Raw genomic sequence first — 24,522 nt, 5'->3', positions numbered from 1 at the left:
CCAAAATGAAAACTAATACCCACCCATTTAACACATCTCTCATGTCAGACAAATCGTTCGTTATGTCGCTCAAATCGTTAGTTATTACTCTGGCATTTTTGGTGTCAGGTAGCTTAGCAAGTGCCCAGACAGTTCAAAGTGCTTATGTTCAGGCTAAAGCTACGGGTGCAACTTTTTTGAACCCAGGTACAACGACCACATTATTCAGTACCGGTAGTTGGAATGGTGCGACGGCAACTCCCGCCGCAGTCGCTATCCCGTTCACTTTTAATTTTCTCGGTACGAATTATACCACTTGTTATGTGAACGCTAATGGTTATTTAACATTTGGTGCAACCAGTGTAGGAACTAACTATACTCCACTTTCGGTACACGATGTGAGTGTAACAGGTATAATTGCCGGGCTTGCGCTTGGGCCACTTTCAGGTACAACTCCACCTAAATACGGATCAACCGGCACAGCACCTAACAGGGTGTTTTCAATTATCTGGACCAGTGCTGTTCCGGCAGGTTTATCGAATAGTGCTATCACATTTGAGATCAATCTTTATGAAACTACTAATAAAGCAGAGGTTATTTACAGTACCTCAACACTAGGGTCAACAGTGGCAACTGTTAATGCACAGGTAGGTATTGGTGGTACATCGAATGCTGACTATCTGAACTGGACAGAAAATGCGGCGAATACCACTGTTACTGCCGGGGCAACTACCGGGGCTAACTGGGTTTTGCTGAGGCCGGGTATTGTAAACAATGCCACATGTACAATATTGCGTACCAATGCGGTGTATTTTCCGGCATCAGGCCTTTCATTGAGCTGGACGCCTAGTCTCACCTTATATTCTCCTTCCGACTTTACCAATACAGGATTTACTATGAATTGGCAGCCTGCTACCGGTGCTACTTCTTACAGTGTTGAGCTTTCTACTTCTAATACATTCGCCAGTTATGTGTCCGGCTATCCGGCAACTGTTGCCTCTACAGATACTTTTAAAGTGGCTACCGGTCTTACCACAGGTACAAAATATTATTACAGGGTAAAGCCGGTATATGCATCGACAGGTTTCCTGAGTATCAGCACAACTTATCCGGTAACAATGCCGGTTGCCATTCCTCTTTCATTGACACCGGCAAGCTATACTTACGATATCATTGCAAATGGAGCTAATCTCCCTGTCGGTTCAACAACTGCCAACGGAAGTACCAATAACTTTGTGACATATAATGGGCTTGACCACGCCGGTTGGGATCTTGCAGCAGCCGATTTCTATAACATAGCCGCAACAAATGGTTTGCCTATTGGTGGCTCATTTACAGAAACTACCGCCAATGGTATTGTTTACCAGATAGCACCTTATTTCAGAAATAATGTACTTTGGTTCGCGTCTGGTAGCACCACCGGTGCAGGTACTATGACGTTGAGCACTCCTGTTGCACTTTCTACAATTTATGTAGCCGCAATATCAGGTGCAGGTGCTAATACATTATCTTACACTGTCAATTTTGCAGATGCGGGTACACCACAAGTGTTTTCGGGCCAGACAGTTAATGACTGGTGTTCTGGTACATCTGCAATCATTGCTACTATTACCCGTGCTAACACCAATGAGTCTGTAGCTAATTGCCCATTTCTATATAAGAATACACTTGCTTTAAGTGCAGCGAATGCATCAAGACTTGTATCTAGCGTAACAGTTCAATGTACCGGAGGTACAGGTACTTATCCTGCTGTCGTGTCTATATCGGGTCAGAAGACGGGTATACTTACATCATCTGCTACAACTCTGTCGGCTTTTGCGGCAACAACTTGTGCTCCTACATCAACATCACAATCTTTTACAATCAGTGGTAGCAATCTTGCTAATACTACTGCCAATGCTACAGGTACAGGTAATATACTTGTCTCTGCACCGCTTGGTTTTAAAATTTCTTCCGACAATGTGACTTTTGTTAAGCTCTTAAATGTGGCGTTTACGAATTGCGCATTTCCAACTACAACATTGTATGCTAAGTTAGATACAACTGTAGTTGGCTCTTACTCCGGTGCTATAACATTTTCAGGAGGGTCGGTTCCATCAACTTTGCTACCTACGGTTGCGCTTACTGGCATTGTTGGTGGGGTATCTTTAAAGCCTGCTTCTACCACTTCTTATCCGGTATCTCGCGGTACTATCAATTTTGGTTTAGTAACAAGCGGCACTACATCGGCAATATTAGTGGATAGTTTACAGGCGTTCGGGTTAACAGGTAACATTGCTGTGACTTCAACCAATGCAGATTTCCAATATTCACTTAATGGAATTGCTTTCAGTAGTTCTGTTACTATTACGGTTTCAGGCAGTAGTGTTACGCCGTCTATTCCATTTTATACAAGAGTTACACCATCTATAGTAGGTGCAGATGTAGCTACATTAACCATGTCTGGTGGTACGCCTGCGTGTACCTATACATTTAAAGACAGTGTAAATGGTGCAGTTGCCTGTATAAATCCATCTTTAGCTACCACACTTACATTCTCCGGCACTAATGCCACGAGCACTAATGTTGGCTTTACCGCCGGTGGATCACAAGATGGTTACCTGGTTGTAAGAAGTACTTCTGCTTTTGTGCCGGGTAGCGATCCGGTATCTGGCAGCAATTATACAGTGAGCGCTCCATTTGGTAATGGTACCGTTATTGCTATAAATAATGGTGCGCCGCCTTATGCAGCTTCAGGTCTTACAGGCAATACCGCATACTACTATACTATTGTTCCTTTTAACGGTGGAACGACAGGAGGTACTTGCGGCGGAGGCCCACTTTATCCAAGCGGTACACAACTTACAGGAAGTGTAATTACTTGTCCTGCAGCAACAGGCACACCTACGTCGTCGGCTATAACCGCAACATCGTTTACTGCAACATGGACTGCCCCAGCAGGTGGAAGCGCAAGTGCACTAACTTATTCTGTGGAAGTATCAAGTAACAACACATTTACTGCACCGATAGCCGGATCACCATTTACCACTTCATCACTTTCACTTAATGTCACCGGCCTTTTGTCTGCTACTTCTTACTATGTAAGGGTTACGGCAATTGGTGCTTGTAATAGTGCAGTTTCCGGTACATTAACAGCAACTACTACAGATAACTTCACACCAGTTACTATTGCAAGCGGGTTTAATGCAGATATTGTTGCGAACGGTAGTACGGCCCCTCAGTTGAATACTTCTTTCCCGGTTGCCGGAGTTACCAGCTTTGATAATGCAGGGTTTGACCTGGTTGGTAATCCCTATACTTTTGCTACCGCATCTTTTAAATTGCCTCTTGGTGGTTTATTTACAAGTTTCAGTACTTCAGGGCTGACTTATCAGCTGGCTGACTATTCTGCGACTAATGCCTTGCTTATTCATAGTGGGGCCAGTTATCCAACAACAGGTACACTTACCTTCGCAACCCCTGTCAAAGCCAGCTCAATATATTTTGTAGGGATCAGTGGTAGCGGTACAACCGCAGTAACATATAAGCTGAACTTTACTGACGGAACAAATGAAACCTCATCAGCATTTACGTATCCTGACTGGTATGCCACAACTGTTACAGCTCCAATCGGATTTGCGTTGAAAGGCATAGGTAGGGTCAGCTCTTCAAATACAGCAACTACAGGTGAAGGTACAAGTACAACTCCATCATTGTTTCAGGCGTTATATACATTAACAACAGCGGGTCAGTCTAAAACTATACAGAGCATTACTGCTACTTACTCAAGCAGCACAGGTTATCTGGGTATCATGGGGGCGAGTATTAAATCAGGTTTGCTGGCTCCTTCTGTAACTTCTTTACCTGCGTTTTCAACTGCAGGGTGTACCAACTCTACAAGCCAGACGTTTACATTATCGGGCTCGGCATTGTTCCCGTCAGGAGGTTCTATTGTAGCCAAGTCTACTGCAAATTTCCAGGTGTCTAATAATGGCTCAACTTGGGATACCGTTGCATCAATTACTTATACAGGTAATACAATGTCTGCTGCTACGGTATATGTCCGCTTCACTCCAGGTGCTGCAGGAACTTATACAGGTAATGTTACTTTCTCTGGTGGTACCGTTAATACATCTCCTGTAGTATCACTTACAGGTACGGCTACAGCGTTTAGGTTTACTCCGGTTACCACTGCTGCATTTGGCCCGGTAAGTACCGGCACTTCATCTGCTGGGTTAAGGTACACAATGAGTGGCAATCCTCTGGCTCCAGGCACTATCACCATCACATCTTCTAATAGTATTTTTGAAGTATCTTCAGATTCTTTATCATGGGGTTCTACTTTTAACTTCGCTAACGGTACATCTTTATCTGCACCATTATTCATTAGGTTTAGCCCTGTAGCTACAGGTGCTCAAACATCAAATATCAGTGTAGCAAGTACTTCTGAGACTTGTCTGCCTTCAGCATTGTTGGCTACAGGAACCGGCGCAACACCTTGTATTGCTCCATCTGTTCCAACTACGCTTACGTTCATTACAACTACAGCGTCATCAAGCAATGTTAGTTTTACTCCATCAGGAGCGTCAGATGCGTATTTAATTGTGAGGAGTTATACTCCATTTTCAGCTGGCGCAGATCCTATAACAGCACATGCATATGTAGTAAATGATACTTTTGGTAATGGTAGGGTACTAGGTGTTTACACCGCTGCTCCCCCTTATGCTGTGATCGGATTAAATAGCAATACAACCTATTATTATACCGTTGTGCCTTTAAATGGCGGTGTAAGTGGCTCATGCAGTGGCGGTCCATTGTATCCTTCAGGAACGCAGTTGTCGGGCTCTGTTACTACCTGCCCTGGTGCACCAACAACGCTTACTACTTCCGGGGTGACTGCTTCGAGTTTTGTATTGTCATGGTCTGCTCCCGTAGGAGGCACGGCTACCAGCCTCTCTTATTCCATTGATGTATCTACTAATAGCGGTTTCACGGCTCCTGTTACCGGGTCTCCTTTTACCGCCAGCGGAACATCGACAACAATCACCGGGTTAAATACCCTAACTACTTATTATTACAGGGTTTCTGCTGTAGGTGCCTGCACCAGTGTTCCATCTACAAGTGGCAGCGTGGCTACAACAGATAATTATATACCTGTAACTATTTCAGCAGGTTTTAACGCTGATGTGATAGCTAGTGGTAGTGCTGCTCCGTCAACTACTACTTCATACCCAACAGGTAGTACCAGTTTCGATAATGCCGGTTTCGACCTTATCGGGTTCCCTTATACCTATTACATAGGTACAACTACCTATGCGCTGCCTGCAACGGGTATTTTGTCAAGTATTGCCACAAGCGGTCTTAAATATCAATTGGCAAATTTCAACGGCAACAATGCATTATACATCCACAGTGGGGTTGGATTACCAACTACGGGAACATTAACGTTTGCAACTCCTATGGCTGCGAGCGTAATTTATGTAGCCGGCATCAGTGGGACATCATCTACATCGGTAACTTATACCCTTAACTATACTGATGGCACATCAGAGACATACCCACTTACTTACACGTATGCCGACTGGTATGCTGCGGCAGGTACAAATACTGCTCTGGCTTATCAGGGGGTAGGTCGTGTAGGGCATGGTGCTACAACATCTACTGCTCCTGAAGGTGCTGCAACAACTCCTGCTATCTCACAGGCTGCAATAACACTTACTACTGCCGGCCAAGCAAAAACGATCCAGAGTATTACAGCTAATTATTCTTCAGGAACAGGTTATCTGGGTATACTTGGCGTTAGCATCAAGGGTGGTATATTGAATTCGTCTGCAACATCTCTTTCGTCATTTACCGGTACCTCGGTAGGGTGTAGCTCTTCGGCACAAACCTTTACCATTAATGGTAGCTCTTTCGCTCCTGCATCAGGAAACATTGTAGCCAAAGCGCCAACCGGTTTCCAGGTATCTAACAATGGGTCAACCTGGGATACTGTTGCTAGTATAGCATATACCGGTAGCGCATTGAGTCCTGCTACAGTTTATGCAAGATTTGTACCAACAGCTCCTGGTACAACATCTGGAAATATCACATTCACAGGTGGTGCAGTTTCTGTTTCACCTACAGTTGCTGTAACAGGTATTACCAGTGGGTTGGGTTACTCACCTACATCAGTTGCCGCCTTTGGTCCGGTAACAGTAGGTACTACGTCCACAGCATTGTCCTATGCACTTGCGGGTACAGGCCTTACTGCGGGTACTATCACTGTTACTTCATCTAATCCTGATTTTCAGGTTTCTTCAGATAGTGCTACATGGGCTTCATCTTACAATTTTGCTAATGGATCAACTGTTGCAAGCACAATTTATATTCGCTTTATTCCAAGCGGAAGTGGTGCCGCCAGCTCATCGATCAGCATTACAGGTGCGGCAGTAACATGCTCGCTTCCTGCTATAAGTGCCACTGGTACTGGTTCTTCACCATGTGCTAACCCGTCAGCGCCAACTACGCTTACATTTTCTTCTACTACTACTTTATCTACCAGCATAGGATTTACTCCAGTTGGTACTCCTAACGGATATTTACTTGTTAAAAGTTATTCAACATTTGTTCCTGGTGCCGACCCTATTGCCGCTCACGCATACGTGCTCGGTGATACAATTGGTAATGGGCGTATAGTAGGTGTTTATACAGTAGCACCGCCTTATGCCGCTACTACTTTAACAGCTAACTCTATTTACTATTACACCGTCATCCCTTACAATGGAGGATTGGTTGGTGGTACTTGTGGTGGCGGTCCGCTTTACCCTACAGGCACACAATTGTCTGGTAGCGTTACAACATGCCCTGCCGCGCCTACAATGGGTACTAACTCTGTAACTATTACATCGATCACGCTTAACTGGCTCTCCGCAGCAGGTGGCGGCGCATTGCCGGTTACGTACACGCTTGATGTATGCACAGATGCCGGTTTTACAACACCTGTCTCAGGTTCTCCATTTACAGTTGCCGGTCCTGCTACCTCTTTAACTGTTTCAGGTCTTACAGGTGGTACTGTTTACTATTACAGGATAAAGGCAGCTACCTCGGCATGTACCAGTAGCTACACGTCGAGCTCTATTTCTACCGGTGCTTATTGTACTCCTACCTGGTCTGCCGGTTGTTCAGGCTGGCGTATTTACAGTGTTACTATGGGCTCTGTAAGTTATACAGGTACATGTGGGTCTGCGTTTAATCAAACTGCCCTGATCGATACCGTTGTAGCGGCTGTGCCTGCACCTCACACTGTAATAGCTGGTAGTTATACCGGTGTTGCAGTTTGGGTAGACTTTAATAACAATGGTAGTTTTGCTGATGCGGGTGAGAATCTGTACGATACTTACATAGATGGCACACCTGCTACCTTTAATTTTAATATTACAGTTCCTGGTACTGTTACTACAGGCATGTACAGAATGCGCGTTTTGTGTAACTGGAGCGGTGGTATTGACCCGGTAACCGGGTCTTGCACTGCTTACACCGGTGCAGGTGGCGGTAACTACTATGATTTTACAATGTATGTTAAGAACCCTGTGCTTACATCCTCTGTAAGCACGCTTACCAGCTTCGGTAGTGTGTTAAGGGGTTGTAGTTCAACAAGTCAGAATTTTACAATCACTGGTAGTGGTTTGATTCCTGCTGCGGGTAGTGTAGTTGCACATGCGCCTACTGGTTTCCAGGTTTCTACTGATAATGCTACATGGGATACTACTGCAACATATACTTATACTGGTAGTAACCTTGCAACAAGTACTGTTTATACTAGGTTCGCTCCATCAGTAGCAGGTGTTTCAACTGGTACGGTTACTTTTACCGGTGGTTCATCACTTACACCTCCTACAGTTGCAGTTTCTGGTACAGGTACTGCATTAACAGTTCCTGTTTCAGGCTCAGGTCCTATCTTTTGTAGTGCTGGTTCGGCACTTACATTATCAGCTTCTGGAGCTACCACTTATAGTTGGTCTCCCTCTGCAGGTCTTTCAGCCACAACCGGAGCATCTGTAGGTGCATCCCCAACAGCTACAACTATATATACTGTTACCGGTGCCGATGCTGCCGGTTGTTCATTTACCTCTAACACGGTGACTGTAGTTTATAATGTTACTACGGGTGCTGTTGGCGGTCCATCTAGTGTACTTTGCTTGCCCGGTGCAATGGCTTTAACAGAGGCCGGTACAGGCGGTAGCTGGAGTTCGTCAGATGGGTCCGTTGCAGCTGTAGATGGCGCAGGTATAGTGTATGGCGTTTCGCCTTCTGCAACCCCGATTACAATTACTTATAACAATACTACTTGCGGCGGTAGTGCTACGTATGATATCACAGTTGCAAATGGTGGTTTCACAGTAGTTACGTCACCTACGTCTGGTACTTATTGTTCTACTGGTACTTGGTTGAGCATTACGGCTTCCGGTGCTACTAATTACTCTTGGTCTCCTGCACTTGGTTTGGATGCTTCAACAGGATCTTTGGTTCATGCAAGTCCGTCTGCAACTACAGTATATACTGTTATTGGTACTACTGGCGCTTGTAGTAATACTACTACAATAACTGTTTGGAATACAACGCCTGGTGCTATTACCGGTGGCGTTACTAGTTTGTGTCCAACAATAACCAATGCAACGACATGGTCAGATACAACAGCTGGTGGTGCATGGAGTATTAGTGCAGGTGGTGTCGCAACCATTACTTCAGGTGGCGCTATCACTGCACTTACCGCTGGTAGTGCTACAGTCACGTACACAGGAGCACCGGGTTGCTTTGTTACCCGTGCGTTAACTGTTAATCCATTGCCTTCAATTTCTGCAACGCCTGCAACAGCAATGGTATGTGGTGGAGTGAGTACATCTCTTAATGCCACCGGAGCGGCCACTTATTCGTGGTCTCCGTCTGCCGGCTTATCTGCTACAGTTGGTTCAGCCGTTGTAGCTACACCTACTGTTAGTACAACATATACTATAACAGGTACTACTAGTTTAGGTTGTATTAGTACGTTGAATAAATTTGTAGGCGTTGGCCCTGGTGTTTACGCAGTCGCTTCTGTCGGCTCTTCTTCGGTATGTCCGGGTAGTACCACTACATTATCCAGCTCTGCGACTACATCGTCAGGAACAACTTATGCGGTCAATTCAACTACTTATGGACTGACCTCATTTACGTCGACAGGTTCTGTTACGGGTGATGATGTTTATTCTGGTGGTCTTGCTTTGCCGTTCAATTTTAATTTCTACGGTGTGAACTATTCACAGATAAATATTAATACTAACGGAATCGTATCCTTCTCCAATCTTGCGTCATCTTCTGGTGGTAACCTCACAAACTATGCATGTCCTTCTGCAAACTTGCTAACCGAAACCGGTACAGGTATAGCATTTGGTAATCATGACTTTAATGCTAGTGGTAGTATGATCACTTATGGTAGCACAGGTACCGCTCCAAATAGAAAATTCATAGTTTATTATAATGGACTAGCAGGGTTCTCAGGTACAGGTACTATGACAGGACAGTTGATATTGAATGAAAATGCTTCTATCGACTTTATGATCACCTCACTTGTTTCAGGTACATCAACATACAGCAGTACATTCGGTATTCAGAGTGGCACCGGCACTGTAGGTCTTGCAGCACCTGGTCGTAGTTCTATCGGGTCTGCAACTACGCTAACTAATGAAGCCTGGCATTTTGCGCCGGTTCTCACAACCGGTACCTATGCATGGTCTCCTGCTACCGGATTGAGTAGCAGCGTGGTTTCAGGGCCAACTGCGACGTTGACAACAGCAACAGTTTATACTGTTACTATTACCGAACCTTCTTCTGGTTGCTTTGGTACGGCTACGGCTTCAGTTGGCGTCTATACTGCACCTATAGTCGCTATAAGTTCACCTGCAATTGGTTGTGCGGGAACTGCAATGACTGCCACGGGAGCATCAACATACGCATGGACCCCGTCGTCAGGCCTTAGCGCAACATCTGGTGCAACAGTTACACCAAATGCCTCGGTAACCGGTACCCCGGTTTACACCGTTACTGGTACAGATGCTCACAACTGTATAGGTACAGCGTCTCTGGCTGTTAACCCAGTTCCGGTTCTTTCTGTTACCGCAGCATCTACTATTTGTAATGGCGGTTCTGCTACGCTTACTGCTTCAGGTGCTAACACTTATTCATGGACCAATTCATCATCTCTTGATGCGTCAACAAATGCAGCTGTAACTGCTACACCAACAATCACCACTACGTACAGTGTTTCTGGTGTGAGCCTTGCTGGTTGTGCTTCATTGGTTTCACCCGGAAGAACAATTACTGTAAATGCAAGACCTGTGGCGGCAGCACTTACTGCGCCTTCCGGTTATTGCATAGGTTCTGGTACGTCACTTACTATTACAACAGGCACGGCGACAGGCACAGGTACACTTAGTTCTTATAACTGGAGCGGCCCTGCTGCGTTCTCAACAACTACTGCATCACCATCAGTATCATTTACTCCGGCTACTACTGCTGCAACTGGTGTGTACAGCCTTACTGTTACTTATCCCGGTGCAGGTTGTATAAGTCTTCCTGTTACTACGGGCACTGTTACTGTGGCTGATTACCCTGCCGCATTTAATCTTACCGGGGGAAGTGGTTGTACTTCTACTGGTATTGTTATTGGACTAGACGGGTCACAAAATTCAAATTATACCTATGCGTTAAAGAGAGGCGCTACTACAGTAGCTACACTTGCTGGAACTACCACATCGCTTTCATATGCTTCTGTTACTGCTGCTGGAAGTTATTCAGTAGTGGCTACTGGTCCTGCCGGTTGCCAGACCAATATGACAGGCACATCCGTTGTTAATACTACGCCTTCTGCATCTGTAAGTGCGGCTATGCCAAACATCTGCCAGCCTACTGCTTCAGCATCGATTGGTATCAGTACAATAGTTGGTGCGCCAACTACATATAATGTTACATGGGATGCAATAGCATTGTCTGACGGCGGATTCAGCAATATCTCAGGTGCTACTTTATCTGGTTCATCTGTTACATTGATCTACAATCCAGCAGGTGGTGCCGGTTCATTCGATGGTACACTTACACTATCTAATGCTGCTTGTACAAGTGCTCCTTATCCGGTTCATACAATCGTTCATGCTAATCCTGTTGTTACAGTATCTGCAGTCAACGTTCCTTGTATGGGTTATGCCGGTAGTATCGACTTCACAGGTACTGATAGTGCTACAGTTTCTTACAGTAAGGATGGTGCAGCAGCAACCAGCTTCACATTCAGCGGAAATACGCACAACCTTTCTACTGGTTTGATAACTTCAGCACATAACTATCTGATCATCGATGCGCACAATGCAGTTTGTACTACCGCTGTTGGTTCAACCATCACTATTGACCCTACGCCTATGGCATGGGTGGGTGGTACAGGTGGTGCAGGTCATGAGTCCGAGTGGAACAGAACAACCAACTGGAGTTGCGGTTTCGTACCAACAGTTGCTGATGACGTATCAATTCAGGCAGCTGCATTCAACCCTGTAGTACCAAGTGCCTTTACAGCAACCACAAGAAACCTTACTGTTAGCAGTGGTGGTGTGTTAGTTGTTGATGGTTTTGGTAAGGTAGAAGTTGGCGGTTCTTATAACAATAGTGCTCAGGTACTGGGTACTGGTAAGGTTGTCTTGAATGGTGCTTCTGCTCAGACAATCACAGGTATTGGTACTACTAACAACCTGGAATTGAACAATAGCAATGGTGCAACGATCAACACAGGTTCACGCCTTGTTATAGGAAGCACGATCACTATCGCCGCAGGTACGCTTACAACAAATGATAGCCTTGAGCTTGCCTCAACAGATACCAACTCTACAGCACGTATTGCTGAGATACCTGCTTCCGGTGCTTTAATATCCGGTAAGGTAAAGGTCGATCAGTATGTGATGGGTGGTTATCGCAGGTTCCGTTTCTTCGCTCATCCGTTTAGCGATACAATGTCGTTGAGCCAGTTGCAGACGTATATAGATATATCGGGTCCAGGTGGCACTGCTAATGGGTTCAGGTATACTGCTTCTAATGCTCCTTCAGCGTTCAGATTAGATCCTTATACAAGTAATTCATCCGCAGGTTATGATCCGGGTTGGAAGGCTTTCACTAAGATCAATGCAACTGCTGCTGATTCCAACAAGGTGCATCTTGGTCAGGGTATCCGTGTATTCTTCAGAGGTGCTAAGGGCGAAGGTTTAGGTTACTCTGGCTTCCTTGGAAGCTATACAGTATCTCCTGTTACATTTAAGTTGACAGGTAATGTAACACAGGGCAATGTTTCAATTCCATTAGCACAGGGTACATCTGCAACACTGCAGAGCTTCAACATGGTAGGTAATCCGTACGCTTCTCCAGTAGATATGGGTACAGTTATCTTCAATGCTAGAGCAGCAGGTCAGGTAATGGGTGGTGCATTCTTCGTCTTCGACCCTGCAGTGGGTGCCGGTGGCCAGTTCGTATCAGTTAACCTTGGTGGTTCTGCAGTTCCTTACTACGTACAGGCTAACACTTGTATTCAGGTACAGGCTGATCATGATGGTGCTCATATCGACTTTACTGAGTCTGATAAGTCTGCTTCAACATCTAACTACCTTTATAAGTCTCCTGTACAATACACTGCTTTAAGTGTGTATGACGAGAAGAACCACATATGGGATATTTTGAAGATCAACTTTAATGATAAGGCAACAGATGAGAACGACAGAATGCTGGATGCCGCTAAGCCAATGGGCGTTGCTGACTTCAACTTCTACAGTAAGTCTGCCGACAATCTGAACCTTGCAGTAGATAGCCGTCCTTTCGTAGCTGAGAAGGTGATACCTCTTGGAATAGCAAGTGGCTATCAGCAGAACTTCATCATCCGCGCAGACAACGTAGTTGTTCCTGCAGGTGGTTCATTGGTTCTTCATGACAAGTTGCTTGAAAAGTATGTTGATCTGAATGCAGGTACAGAATATCCATTCACTATCGGTAAGGATAAGACCACACAGGGTGACCGTTTCGAACTGGCATTGAAATCTAATGTTCCAGCTGCAATTAAACCACTCGCAGTAACGTTGACGCCAAACCCAACAACTGACGATGTTAAGATCAGCTTTACATCGGGTAAGAAGGAAAAGGTAACGGTACGTGTTACAGACATCAGCGGTGTAAGCATCTATACACAAGACCTCGGCGAGCAGAAGAATGGAACAATAAGCGTTCCGTTGAGCACATTTGCCGCAGGTATCTACATGGTAGAACTTACACAGGGCGAACAAAAAGTAACACAGAGATTGGTTAAGGAATAATCAATAGTATTTTCGGTTCTGTATAAGGGGATGTGCATGTAGCACATCCTTTTTTTTGCTTTCATCTCATTTTGCAACGTATATTTCTGTTTTCAGTGTCATGAAAGTGTCATAAAGATAGATATTTGCTTGTTATTTTTCATTATATAATAATTAGAAAATGTATATGATACTCATAGTTTTACATTAGTAGTAAATTACTAGTTTAAAATCAATGATGTATAAAGGTAAAGAAATGTAATATAAAATATTTAGTTAATAGCTGATTTTAAGTATTTAATACTAATAGATATATTGAAGGTGTATGTGCCTGAATATCAAACAATTCGAGTAAATTGCATTTAACTAACGGCTAACATTATTACACATATTGCATTTTACGAATTGTATTTAATTTTTTAGTGACGTACAAATTCATATTAAAATCGGTCTTATGAAAAAAATCTACTTATTATTGTCGCTACTAATTTTAAGTTATGTCGCAAATGCTGCAAGAGCAGTTCCTTCTTCGGTAGTAATATCCGGAGCCTCGCAAACACTATGCGCCGGTACGTCCGGTACATCTTTAACTGCTGCGTCGACAATGGGCACCTCGTGTGGTACCAACAACACAATTGCAGTTACTGTTACATGGTATGACAATGCTACTAATTCTACTACTATTGGTACTGCAACTGTTCGGCAAACAACGTCGGTTAACTATGTAAATGCGGCCAATGCAACACCGTCTCCGTACACGCCGGCAACTACAGGGTGGGCATCTGGAACGCACTACTTGTTTTGTGTGCTCAGTTGGGGTGGTGCAGGTTGCATTTCAGCGGGGTCTGTTACTTCATCAACAATACTCGTTACAATAAATAGTCTTACGCCCAACCCATTGACACTTTGTCCAAGTTCTTCGGCCAGCGTTACTTATATTGGATCCGGAACTGGCGGTACGTGGTCAATTTCAGGTTTAAGTGGAACTTCAGTGTCAGGTGGGGTTGTGACTTCGGGTGTTACAGCCGGGACAGCCACAGTAACCTATGTTGTGAGCGGGTGTACAGTAACGTCATCAGTTACAGTGCAATCTAATCCTACTATTACTACATCTTCCACAGGTGCTTTCTGTGGGAGGTCTATAACAGCTTCAGGTGCGGGCGTGGGCGGTACTTATGCCTGGACGCCAACTACAGGTTTGTCATCAGGCGCGGGGGCCACGGTAACGGCAACTCCGTCGGTTACAACTGCATATTCAGTAACCGGAACTACCTCTACAGGATGTTCCAGCCGGGCAGTATTTACTGTGTCAGCAACACCAACTGCTTTAATCAGTTATTCCGCATCATGTACTACGCCCAAATTAATATGTTCGAGCGCAATAGGTTCTGGTTCCATTTCATCATATGCCTGGTCACCTACAGCGGGTACATCAGGGTCATCGACTTCTACTCTTACAGTACCTCCGTCAACAACGGCTACCTATTCTGTAACAGTTACGGCATCCAATACCTGCACTAACACGGCCTCCTATTCATTTATCAATCTTTTCCCTTCACCGGTGATAACACCGTCCGGTTCCATAGTTTGTTCTGGTACATTAGTTACATTGACCGGAAGTGGTGCGGTGTCTTATAGTTGGGCGGGAAGCACTGCAGTATCACCATCAACTGGGGCGACTGTGACAACCACACCACTTGTCACGTCTGTTTACACGCTTACAGGCACTGCATCTTCGGGATGTACAGCTACTACCACAAGTACGGTTACAGTAGGTCCTTGTGTTAATATGCCGGTTTCCGGTACAACCACATTGTCTACTTGCGGTGCTACATTTTATTCAAGTAATGGTGGCTCCGGAACTTATTCAAACAGTGAAACGGGTGTGTATACTTTCTATCCCGGTACACCAGGTAGTCTTGTGAGGGTAACTTTTAGCTCTTTCTCAGTTGAAACCTGCTGTGATCACCTTTATGCGTATAATGGTAATAGTGTCGGTGCAACATTGATAGGGACGTACGACGCTACTGCACCAACGGTAATAACATCAAGTGCAGCAGATGGGTCATTAACTTTTAAGTTCACTTCAGATGGATCAATTGTGAATTCCGGCTGGACAGCTACTGTGGTATGTATAGCTGGTCCTCCCCAAGTAAATCCAACGCCTACTTCAATACCATTTGGTACTATTACTACCGGTTCATCGTCATCTGCCCAGAATATTACTATTACCGGCTATAACCTAACAGCCAGCGGCACAATTACGATATCCGCGCCCTCTAATTTTGAGGTTAATAATGGAACTACGTGGGTGTCATCGTATGGTTATACTTACTCTGGTTCTACTATCTCGTCCTATACTATCCCTGTTCGATTTAATCCATCATCATCTATTTCCTATTCAGGAAGCATAACAATTTCAGGTGGTGGTTTGGCATCTCCATCTTCTATAACGGTTACCGGTACTGGCGCATTAATCTGCACGGGTACGCCTACAGCGGGTGTTACTGTGTCATCGGGTGGGGGAGGCTGTGGCTCATTCTCGTCGACTCTATCATTGTCCGGGCTTACAGTTTCAGGTGGCTTAACATATCAATGGCAGTCTTCACCTGATAATGCTATCTGGTCGTCAGTATCCGGCGCAACAAATGCTTTTTATGCTGCAACCGGTACTTCTTCTACATACTTCAGATGTGTAGTTACCTGCTCTGCAACCGGGTTTACCGGTACTTCTTTCCCTGCATATTGTGAAGCACCTACTTGTATAACCATGTCTAACGGATCAATGTCTACATGTAATGCTGTCTTTTATTCCAGTGGTGGATCAGGAGGCGGTTATTCAAATTCTGAGGATTATATCTATACAATATATCCGTCTACTCCGGGAAATAAGGTAAAAGTTACTTTTAATAGTTTTGCCACAGAGTCTTGCTGCGATTACCTGAGTGTATTTAATGGCAACAGCACAGGTGCTACCTTGGTTGGTACCTATTACAATACATTGCCCGGCACATCGGGTGTAATTACTTCAACTGCTGCTGATGGTTCGCTAACTTTTCAGTTTCATTCAGATGGATCAATTACTGCTTCGGGCTGGAGCGCCAGTGTTGTTTGCACTACACCTTCACCTTGTTCCGGTACTCCTTCACCAGGTAGTACTGTTGCATCGGTTGCATCGGGCTGTGCACCATATAGCAGCATTCTGTCTATGTCATCTCCTATAGCTGCATCGGGTATATCTTGCCAATGGTATAAAAATACCGGTAGCGGGTTTAATGCAATTTCGGGTGCCACAAACGCTACTTACGCTGCAACAGTTTCCGGGCTGACTGAAAGTTACAGGTGTACAGTATCATGCTATTTTGGCTCCAGTGCTAACAGCACAGCTGTTACTCTTACGGCTACACCGGTAATTACGGCTACAGGTAGTCCTACATCTATTTGCCAGGGAACTTCAGTTACTTTATCAAACGCAGCCGGCGGTGGCACATGGTCATCAAGCAACAGTGCAATCGTAACCATAAGTGCTACAGGTGTGGCAACAGGTGGTACTACCGCAGGCACCGCCACGCTTTCGTATGCAACTACGGGGTGTACGCAAACGTATAGTTTACTCAATGTATTGAATCCTGCTACCATAACGCCTGCTACTGTTTCTATCTGTAACGGAGCAACTGCCTCCCTTTCCAATACTGTAGGAGGAGGAACCTGGTCATCGGCAAATAATGCATTAGCTACGGTAGATGCGTCTGGCATTGTTACCGGTGTAGGTGTGGGTTCTGTCAACATCTCATATAGCACGGGCTGCGGCACACCGGTTACCAGATCAGTAACTGTTAATACTCAACCAGCTGCCGTTACAGGAAGTTCATCACTTTGTATAACACTTTCTACAACGCTTTCTAATACTGCAGGTGGGGGTACTTGGACAAGTTCTAACACCAGTCTTGCAACCGTAACATCGTCTACCGGTATCGTTCGTGCTCAGTCAACAGTGGGATACTTTAATATAGTATATACTATCGGTTCTTGTTCTGTAACGTTTCCAATGTCAATTGGAAGCTCGTCGCCAACAACCATTACAGGTACTGCAAGTGCCTGTGCCGGAGCAAGCGCTACACTTGCGGATGCTATCACAGGGGGGCTTTGGAGTAGCAGCAATACTTCAGTAGCATCTGTTAACGCTACTACGGGCGTAGTAGTCGGTATAGGTAATGGAGCAGCAACTATCACCTATAATAATGGTTGCGGAACTGCCGCTACAAAGGCCTGGACCACAACTGGTACTGCCGTAAATCTGGCCTATAGTAGTGGTGGGCTTACTGGTCCTGTGTGCAGCGGGGGGACATTATCACTTACTTCAGGTACCTCATCGGGTGGCACCTATTCATGGACTGGCCCTAATAGTTTTTCAAGTGCTAGTCAGAATGTAACAATTAGTTCTGTGACCACTGCCGCATCTGGTATATATACGTTTACGGGTACAGTAGGAGCTTGTGGTGCAGTGACCAAGTATATGTTCGTATCAGTTGATGCTACACCATCGGTTACGGCTACAGCCAGTCCGTCGTCTATATGTTCCGGCGGATCTGCTATGCTGTCTGAATCCGTCTTGCCTGCTACCGGCACAAGTGCTTATGTTGTTCATGCTGTCAATTATCAGTTGTTCGATACTACCGGTACAGCCATTCCTTCAGGCGATGATGGCTCTACCGCAGCTACAATTCCATTCTCATTTAACTTCTTTGGAACAAATTATACCACAGTTTATCTCAGTAACAATGGATATGTAAATTTTGGTACACACCTCACTTCGGGTGACTATACCACTGTGACCATACCAACTACGTCGAGCGCATCAGTACCGGCTGCCATGATCGCGTTGTTCTGGGCTGACTTAAATACCGGATACGGTGGGAATATCAAATACACTACAGTTGGTACCGCTCCTAACCGAAAGTTTGTTATTAGTTATAATAACGTTGCGGGTTACGATGTGTCTACGTACACAAGTAACTACAACAATGGCCAGGTAGTTTTGTATGAGGGGTCTAATATTGTTGAAATATACATCACAAGGGCCAACTTTGGTTCAACGCATACACCAAGCTGCGGTATTCAAAATCTTACCGGTAGTATCGGTTACGCAGTGCCTGGAAGAAACTTTACTTCGTCGTACCAGTTGAATGGACAGACCGGAACCGGATATCGTTTTGAGAGGCCGTCATATGCATACTACTGGTCTCCGTCTACTGGATTAAGTGCCACCATAGGTACATCAGTTATATCTTCGGGGCTTACATCTACTACCGGTTATGTTGGTACTGTTATAGATGCTTACAGCGGTTGCACATTGGGTGGAAGTAACACAACAACACTTACCGTTAATCCTCTCCCGGTTGTTTCCCTTCCGGCAAACGGTTGTGCAGGAGTTGCGATGACTGCTACGGGAACGAGTGCAACCTATTCATGGACACCTGCTTCAGGGTTGGATGTCTATACAGGAGCTACAGCAACCCCTTTGGCTAGTGTTACCGCATCTACTACCTATACTGTTACAGGTACTACAGCCGCGGGTTGTGTTGGTACAAATACCATCACCGCTTATCCTGCTCCAGTGGTGTCTGTTACTCCTACCAGCAATACGTTTTGCATTGGTGGGTCTTCAACCCTCACTGCTGCCGGTGCTGTAACATATTCCTGGTCACCTGCCACTGCACTCAGTACTACAACGGGTACTTCGGTTAGTGCCAGCCCTACTGTTACCAGAACTTATAGCTTAAGCGGTGTAAGTACTAATGGCTGTTCATCACTTATCCCGGCTACTTCTACAATTACAGTAAATGCTGTGCCAACCATTTCGTCAATATCTGCACCCTCATCGCTTTGTGTAGGCTCCGGATCTATTACATTGACAGGTGTTGGGGCATCCGGTTCAGGAGCGCTTACATCTTATAACTGGAGCGGACCAGGTGGATATTCCTCTACCAGTGCAACTCCATCTGTAATTTTAACACCTACATCTACCGCCGCGAGTGGGGTATACAGCCTCACAGTTACTTACCCTGGTTCGGGATGTGTAAGTGCGCCCGTTACTACCGGCACAATAACAGTTGGTTCTTATCCTACCGCATTTAATGTTACCGGTGGCTCAGGTTGCACCGCTACCGGCCTTACAGTTGGTTTAGATGGTTCTCAGTCTTCGGGCTATACTTATGATCTTAAAAGAGGTGGAACAGTAGTAGCTACACTGAGTGGTACTTCTACAACACTGACTTACTCTGCGGTTTCTGTTGCAGGTACTTATTCAGTAGTCGCTGTTGGTCCCGGTGGCTGCCAGGCCGATATGAACGGAACTGCTGTGGTTAACACCACACCGTCTGCTTCAGTAAGTGCTGCTATGCCTAACATTTGTCAGCCTACTACATCTGCGTCTATCGGATTAAGTAGTATTGCAGGTTCGCCCAATACATACAATGTTGTATGGAATGCAACTGCCTTAGGCGATGGAGGGTTTAGTAATATTTCCGGTGCTACCTTATCGGGTTCTTCAGTTACATTAATTTATAATCCCCTTGGTGGTGCTGGTTCATTTGATGGGTCACTTTCTTTGTCTAATGGGTTATGTACGAGTGCGCTATATCCGGTACATACAATTGTGCATGCTGAACCACATGTTGCGGTTTCTGCGGTCAATGTCCCTTGTGTGGGTTATGCAGGAAGTATTGATTTTACTGGAACCGATAGTGCAACAGTATCATATAGGGTTGACGGTGGATCTGCAGCCAATTTTATTTTCACCGGTACTTCACATAGCTTGTCGACAGGTGTAATAACCTCTGCGCATAACTATCTTGTAGTAGATATACATAATGCTGTTTGTACAACAACAACAGATCCTGTTATTGGAACTACCATCACTATCACCCCTACGCCTATGGCATGGGTTGGTGGTACAGGAGGTACAGGTCATGAGTCTGAATGGAACAGAGTAACCAACTGGAGTTGCGGTTTTGTGCCCACAGTTTCAGACGACATTCAGATCTCTGCGGCTACATTTAACCCTGTTGTTCCTGGCTCCTTTACTGCAACTGCAAGAAACCTTACAATTAACAGTGGCGCGGTGCTGGTAGTAGATGGTTCTGGCGAACTGGACGTCAAGGGTTCATTAAATAATAGTAATGAGATTACAGGTAATGGAAAGATTGTATTGAACGGCACTTCAGCCCAGTCAATTACTGGTATCGGTGCTATATCGAATCTGGAATTGAATAATAGTGCCGGCGCAGCAATAACAGCTGGTTCACGACTTATTTTAGGCCGATCACTTACAGTAACTTCAGGTACATTTATCACAAATGATAGCCTGGAGTTGGCATCTGCGGATACCAATTTTACCGGCCGTATTGCTGAACTTCCTTCTTCCGGAGCAGCAATATCGGGGAAGGTAAGAGTAGACCAATTTGTAATGGGTGGATATCGCAGATATCGTTTCTTCGCGCATCCTTTCACCGACACTATTTCTCTCGGCCAGTTGCAGACATATATCGACATAACAGGGCCGGGCGGCACTGCCAACGGGTTCAGATATACAGCGTCCAATGCGCCATCAGCGTTCAGATTAGACCCTTACACAAGTAATTACCTTGCCGGTTATGATCCGGGTTGGAAACCTTTTACAAAGATCAATTCCGCCGCCGCTGACACCAATAAAGTGCATCCGGGTCAGGGTATACGTGTGTTCTTCAGAGGCGCTAAAGGTGAAGGTTTAGGCTATGCCGGATACTTAGGTAGCTATTCACCTTCTTCTACTATCTTCAAGATGACAGGGAATGTGAATCAGGGTAGTGTTTCTATACCATTGGCTCAGGGTGTATCGGCAACATTACAAAGCTTCAATATGGTCGGTAACCCTTATCCGTCGCCTGTAGATATGGGTACAGTTATATGGAATGCACGTGCTGCCGGCCAGGTGACCGGTGGAGCATTCTATGTATTTGATCCGGCAATGGGAGCCGGTGGTCAGTTCGTTTCAGTGAACTTAGGTGGATCCGCGGTACCTTACTATGTGCAGGCCAATACTTGCATACAGGTGCGAGCCGACCATGATGGGGCTCATATAGACTTTACGGAATCGAATAAATGTGCAAACACCTCTAACTACCTCTTTAAGACTCCTGTTCAATATACCAGGCTGAGCGTTTATGATGTAAACAACCACATGTGGGATATGTTGCAATTTGACTTTAATGATAACGCAACTGATGATGAGGATAAAATGCTGGATGCGGTAAAGCCAATGGGTATAGCTGATTTTAACTTTTATAGTCAATCAGCCGACGATCAGAAACTTGCTGTTGATAGTCGTCCGTTCGTAGCGGAGAAGGTGATTCCTCTGGGTCTAACGAGCGGATACCAACAGCAATTCGTTATTCGTGCCGACAACGTATTTGTACCTGCAGGAGGTAAACTGGTACTTCATGACAAGTTACTCGGAAAGTATGTTGATATTAACCAGGGTACTGAATATGCGTTTACTATTGGTAAAGACGAGGCTACTCAGGGAAATCGTTTTGAGTTAGCTCTGAAATCCAATATGCCTGCACCTGTTAAAGCCCTTGCGGTAACTATGTCTCCTAATCCAACAACCGATGATGTTAAGGTTCGCTTCACATCGGGCAAGAACGAAAAGGTAACGATTCGTGTAGTGGACATTACCGGTGCAAGTATCTACAACAAGGACCTTGGCGAACAGCAAAATGGCACGATTAGTGTCCCGTTGAATACCTTTGCTGCGGGTATATATATGGTAGAGTTGACGCAGGGTGAACAAAAAGTAACACAGAGACTAGTGAAGGAATAGAAAACAATTGTTTCATATCAACAAAAATGCAGGGGCACTCCCTGCATTTTTGTTGATATTTTGTTGATAAGAAATAGTATATTGATAAATAATGCCTTACATTGTTCAATAGAAGCTTGTAAAAGCTGATTCCATTGATTATTTTTGTATTTTTATGCCCTGTTTGGAAGAACAGCCATTTACCGTTGTATTAAATTATAATTAAATTAATAAAAGATGAGGAAACTATTTTACTTTTCAAACCTATTTACCCTTTGTTTGATCTTATCGTCAATGTCATTAAAGGCACAGACAATTACTACCAACCCTACAAATCAGACTGTTTGTAGCGGATCTATTGCACAGTTCACAGTTGCGGCTTCTGATACGCCTTCGTTTGTTTGGCAGAAATCGATTGATGGTATTAGCTGGGATACATTGACAAACGGTGGTGCTTATGCCGGAGTTACAACTGATACATTGTCTGTTGCAGGTTCTGCAGCAGTTAATGGTCTGATGTACAGGGTTATTGCGTATAAGGCTGCCGGTGCTAATAATTCTGCAATGGCTATGCTTACTGTAAATCCATTGCCTGTGGCAGGAACGATTTCCGGTGCAGCTAATGTTTGTCTCACTTCATCAACAACACTTACTAACTCTGCTGGCGGTGGTACATGGAGTAGTACAGATCCTTCAATTGCTACTATTTCCGCTTCAGGTAATGTAGTGCCGGTTGCTCTTGGTATGGCTAGCATTTTGTACACAGTTACTAACGGTTGTGGTACTGCGGTTGCTTACTTTATGGTTACTGTAGACGGAACTATTACTCATATGCCTCTTTCAGGTCCTACAACTTTGTGCGTAGCATCTTATATTAATCTTACCGGCGGTCACGTTGGTGGTGTATGGTCTGCTTCAAATGGTAATGCTACTGTATCCTCCACTGGTATTGTTTCAGGTGTTGCTGCAGGAATGGACACTATTACAAATACTTATACTAATGCATGCGGTACAGACGTGGCGACAATGGTAGTTACCGTTGAAACACCGATAACTGCAGGTGCAATTTCCGGTCCCGCAGCTGTTTGTGCCGGTTCTCTGGCGCCGTTTACTGCTACTGTTTCTGGTGGTGTTTGGTTAAGCAATGATGCTGCTGTAGCTACGGTTGATCTGTTTGGTATGGTTACCGGAAGAGGTCAGGGTATTGCAATCATCTCTTACCTTTTCAGTAATTCTTGTGGCTCATTTACTGCAATGGATACATTACAGGTTGATCGCACCGTATCAGTGATCACTGGTGATGACAGTGTTGGTGTGGGCATGCATACAACGCTATCTGATAGCGTAATTGGTGGCATGTGGACATCAAATGATACATTGATCGCTACCGTTAATCCAACAACAGGCTATGTTACTGGTGTTGCTACAGGTACTACCAACATCGTTTATACTGCAACTAATATTTGTGGTGTTTCTTCTAATTTCATAGTAATGCACATTGGTATTCCTGGCGCTGCCGGTACATTGACTGCTGCTGATAGTGTATGTGTAGGTAGTACTATAACTGTGGTGCCTACAGTTGCCGGTGGTGTATGGACTGTCACTAATCCAAGTGCATCTGTATCTGCAACTGGTGTTGTTACCGGCCTTATTGGCGGTCGTCGTGATACTGTTGTGTACACTGTTACAGATGGTTTTGGTAGCACAGTTGTAAAGAAATCTATTTATGTCAATCAGCCTCCTGTTATTCATGTTGGCTTCCCTGCTACATATGTATTGGGTACTCCTTACACACTTGCTGATACCCCTTCTACGGGTACTTGGGTAAGCACAGTTGATTCTATTGCTACCTTCATCAGCGGACATACATTTATACTAACGCGCAGAGGTTTTGTAGATCTTATTTATACAGCATCTAATACTTGCGGTACTACTATTGATACATTTACTGTTGGTATTCAGGGTCATACTGCTGGCGTTAATAATGTAGTTAATAATGCCGGTGCGGTGTCTATTTTCCCTAATCCTAATAATGGTTCGTTCACTATCAACATTTCTTCTGAATCAAATGAAGTAGCAAATGTTATTGTAACGAATATGGTTGGAGAAGTTGTGAGCGAAATTAAGGTGCCTACAAACACACCTGCAGATATCACTTTGTCTCAGCCGGCAGGCATCTACATGGTTAGTGCATTTACAATAGATGGTAAGTCTACAGCAAGGGTAGTTGTTACTAAATAAGTATTTTATTTCCATAGTTTATTACATTAAGGAGGTTCATTAGAACCTCCTTTTTTTGCTTTTATTTAAGTTCAACTTCGACTATTTTTTGCTTGCAATTCTTTTTTAGGTTGTATTTTTTAATAAAAGTTTCTTATCTTCGCACTC

Annotated in this window: 3 protein-coding genes; all 3 read left to right on the top strand. The window is 44.7% G+C overall.

The features are described 5' to 3' along the window. Nucleotides 1-5: 5 nt before the first annotated feature. Nucleotides 6-13,313 carry a fibronectin type III domain-containing protein gene (locus CJD36_RS21545; protein ID WP_105041281.1) on the top strand — a complete coding sequence of 4,436 codons (13,308 nt, stop codon included), beginning with the start codon at nucleotides 6-8 and terminating at the stop codon, nucleotides 13,311-13,313. 433 nt (nucleotides 13,314-13,746) lie between these two features. Further along, complete coding sequence (locus CJD36_RS21540; RefSeq protein WP_105041280.1) at nucleotides 13,747-22,155, top strand: CUB domain-containing protein; 8,409 nt, start codon at nucleotides 13,747-13,749, stop codon at nucleotides 22,153-22,155. Between the two features lie 216 nt (nucleotides 22,156-22,371). Next, nucleotides 22,372-24,375: an Ig-like domain-containing protein gene (locus CJD36_RS21535; protein ID WP_105041279.1), complete on the top strand. Its 2,004-nt coding sequence runs from the start codon at nucleotides 22,372-22,374 to the stop codon at nucleotides 24,373-24,375. The last annotated feature ends 147 nt before the right edge of the window (nucleotides 24,376-24,522 follow it).

The sequence above is a fragment of the Flavipsychrobacter stenotrophus genome (assembly GCF_002954265.1).
Lineage (GTDB): Bacteria > Bacteroidota > Bacteroidia > Chitinophagales > Chitinophagaceae > Flavipsychrobacter > Flavipsychrobacter stenotrophus.
The sequence above is the reverse complement of the archived record's forward strand: the minus strand, read 5'-3'. Positions and strand labels throughout refer to the sequence as shown.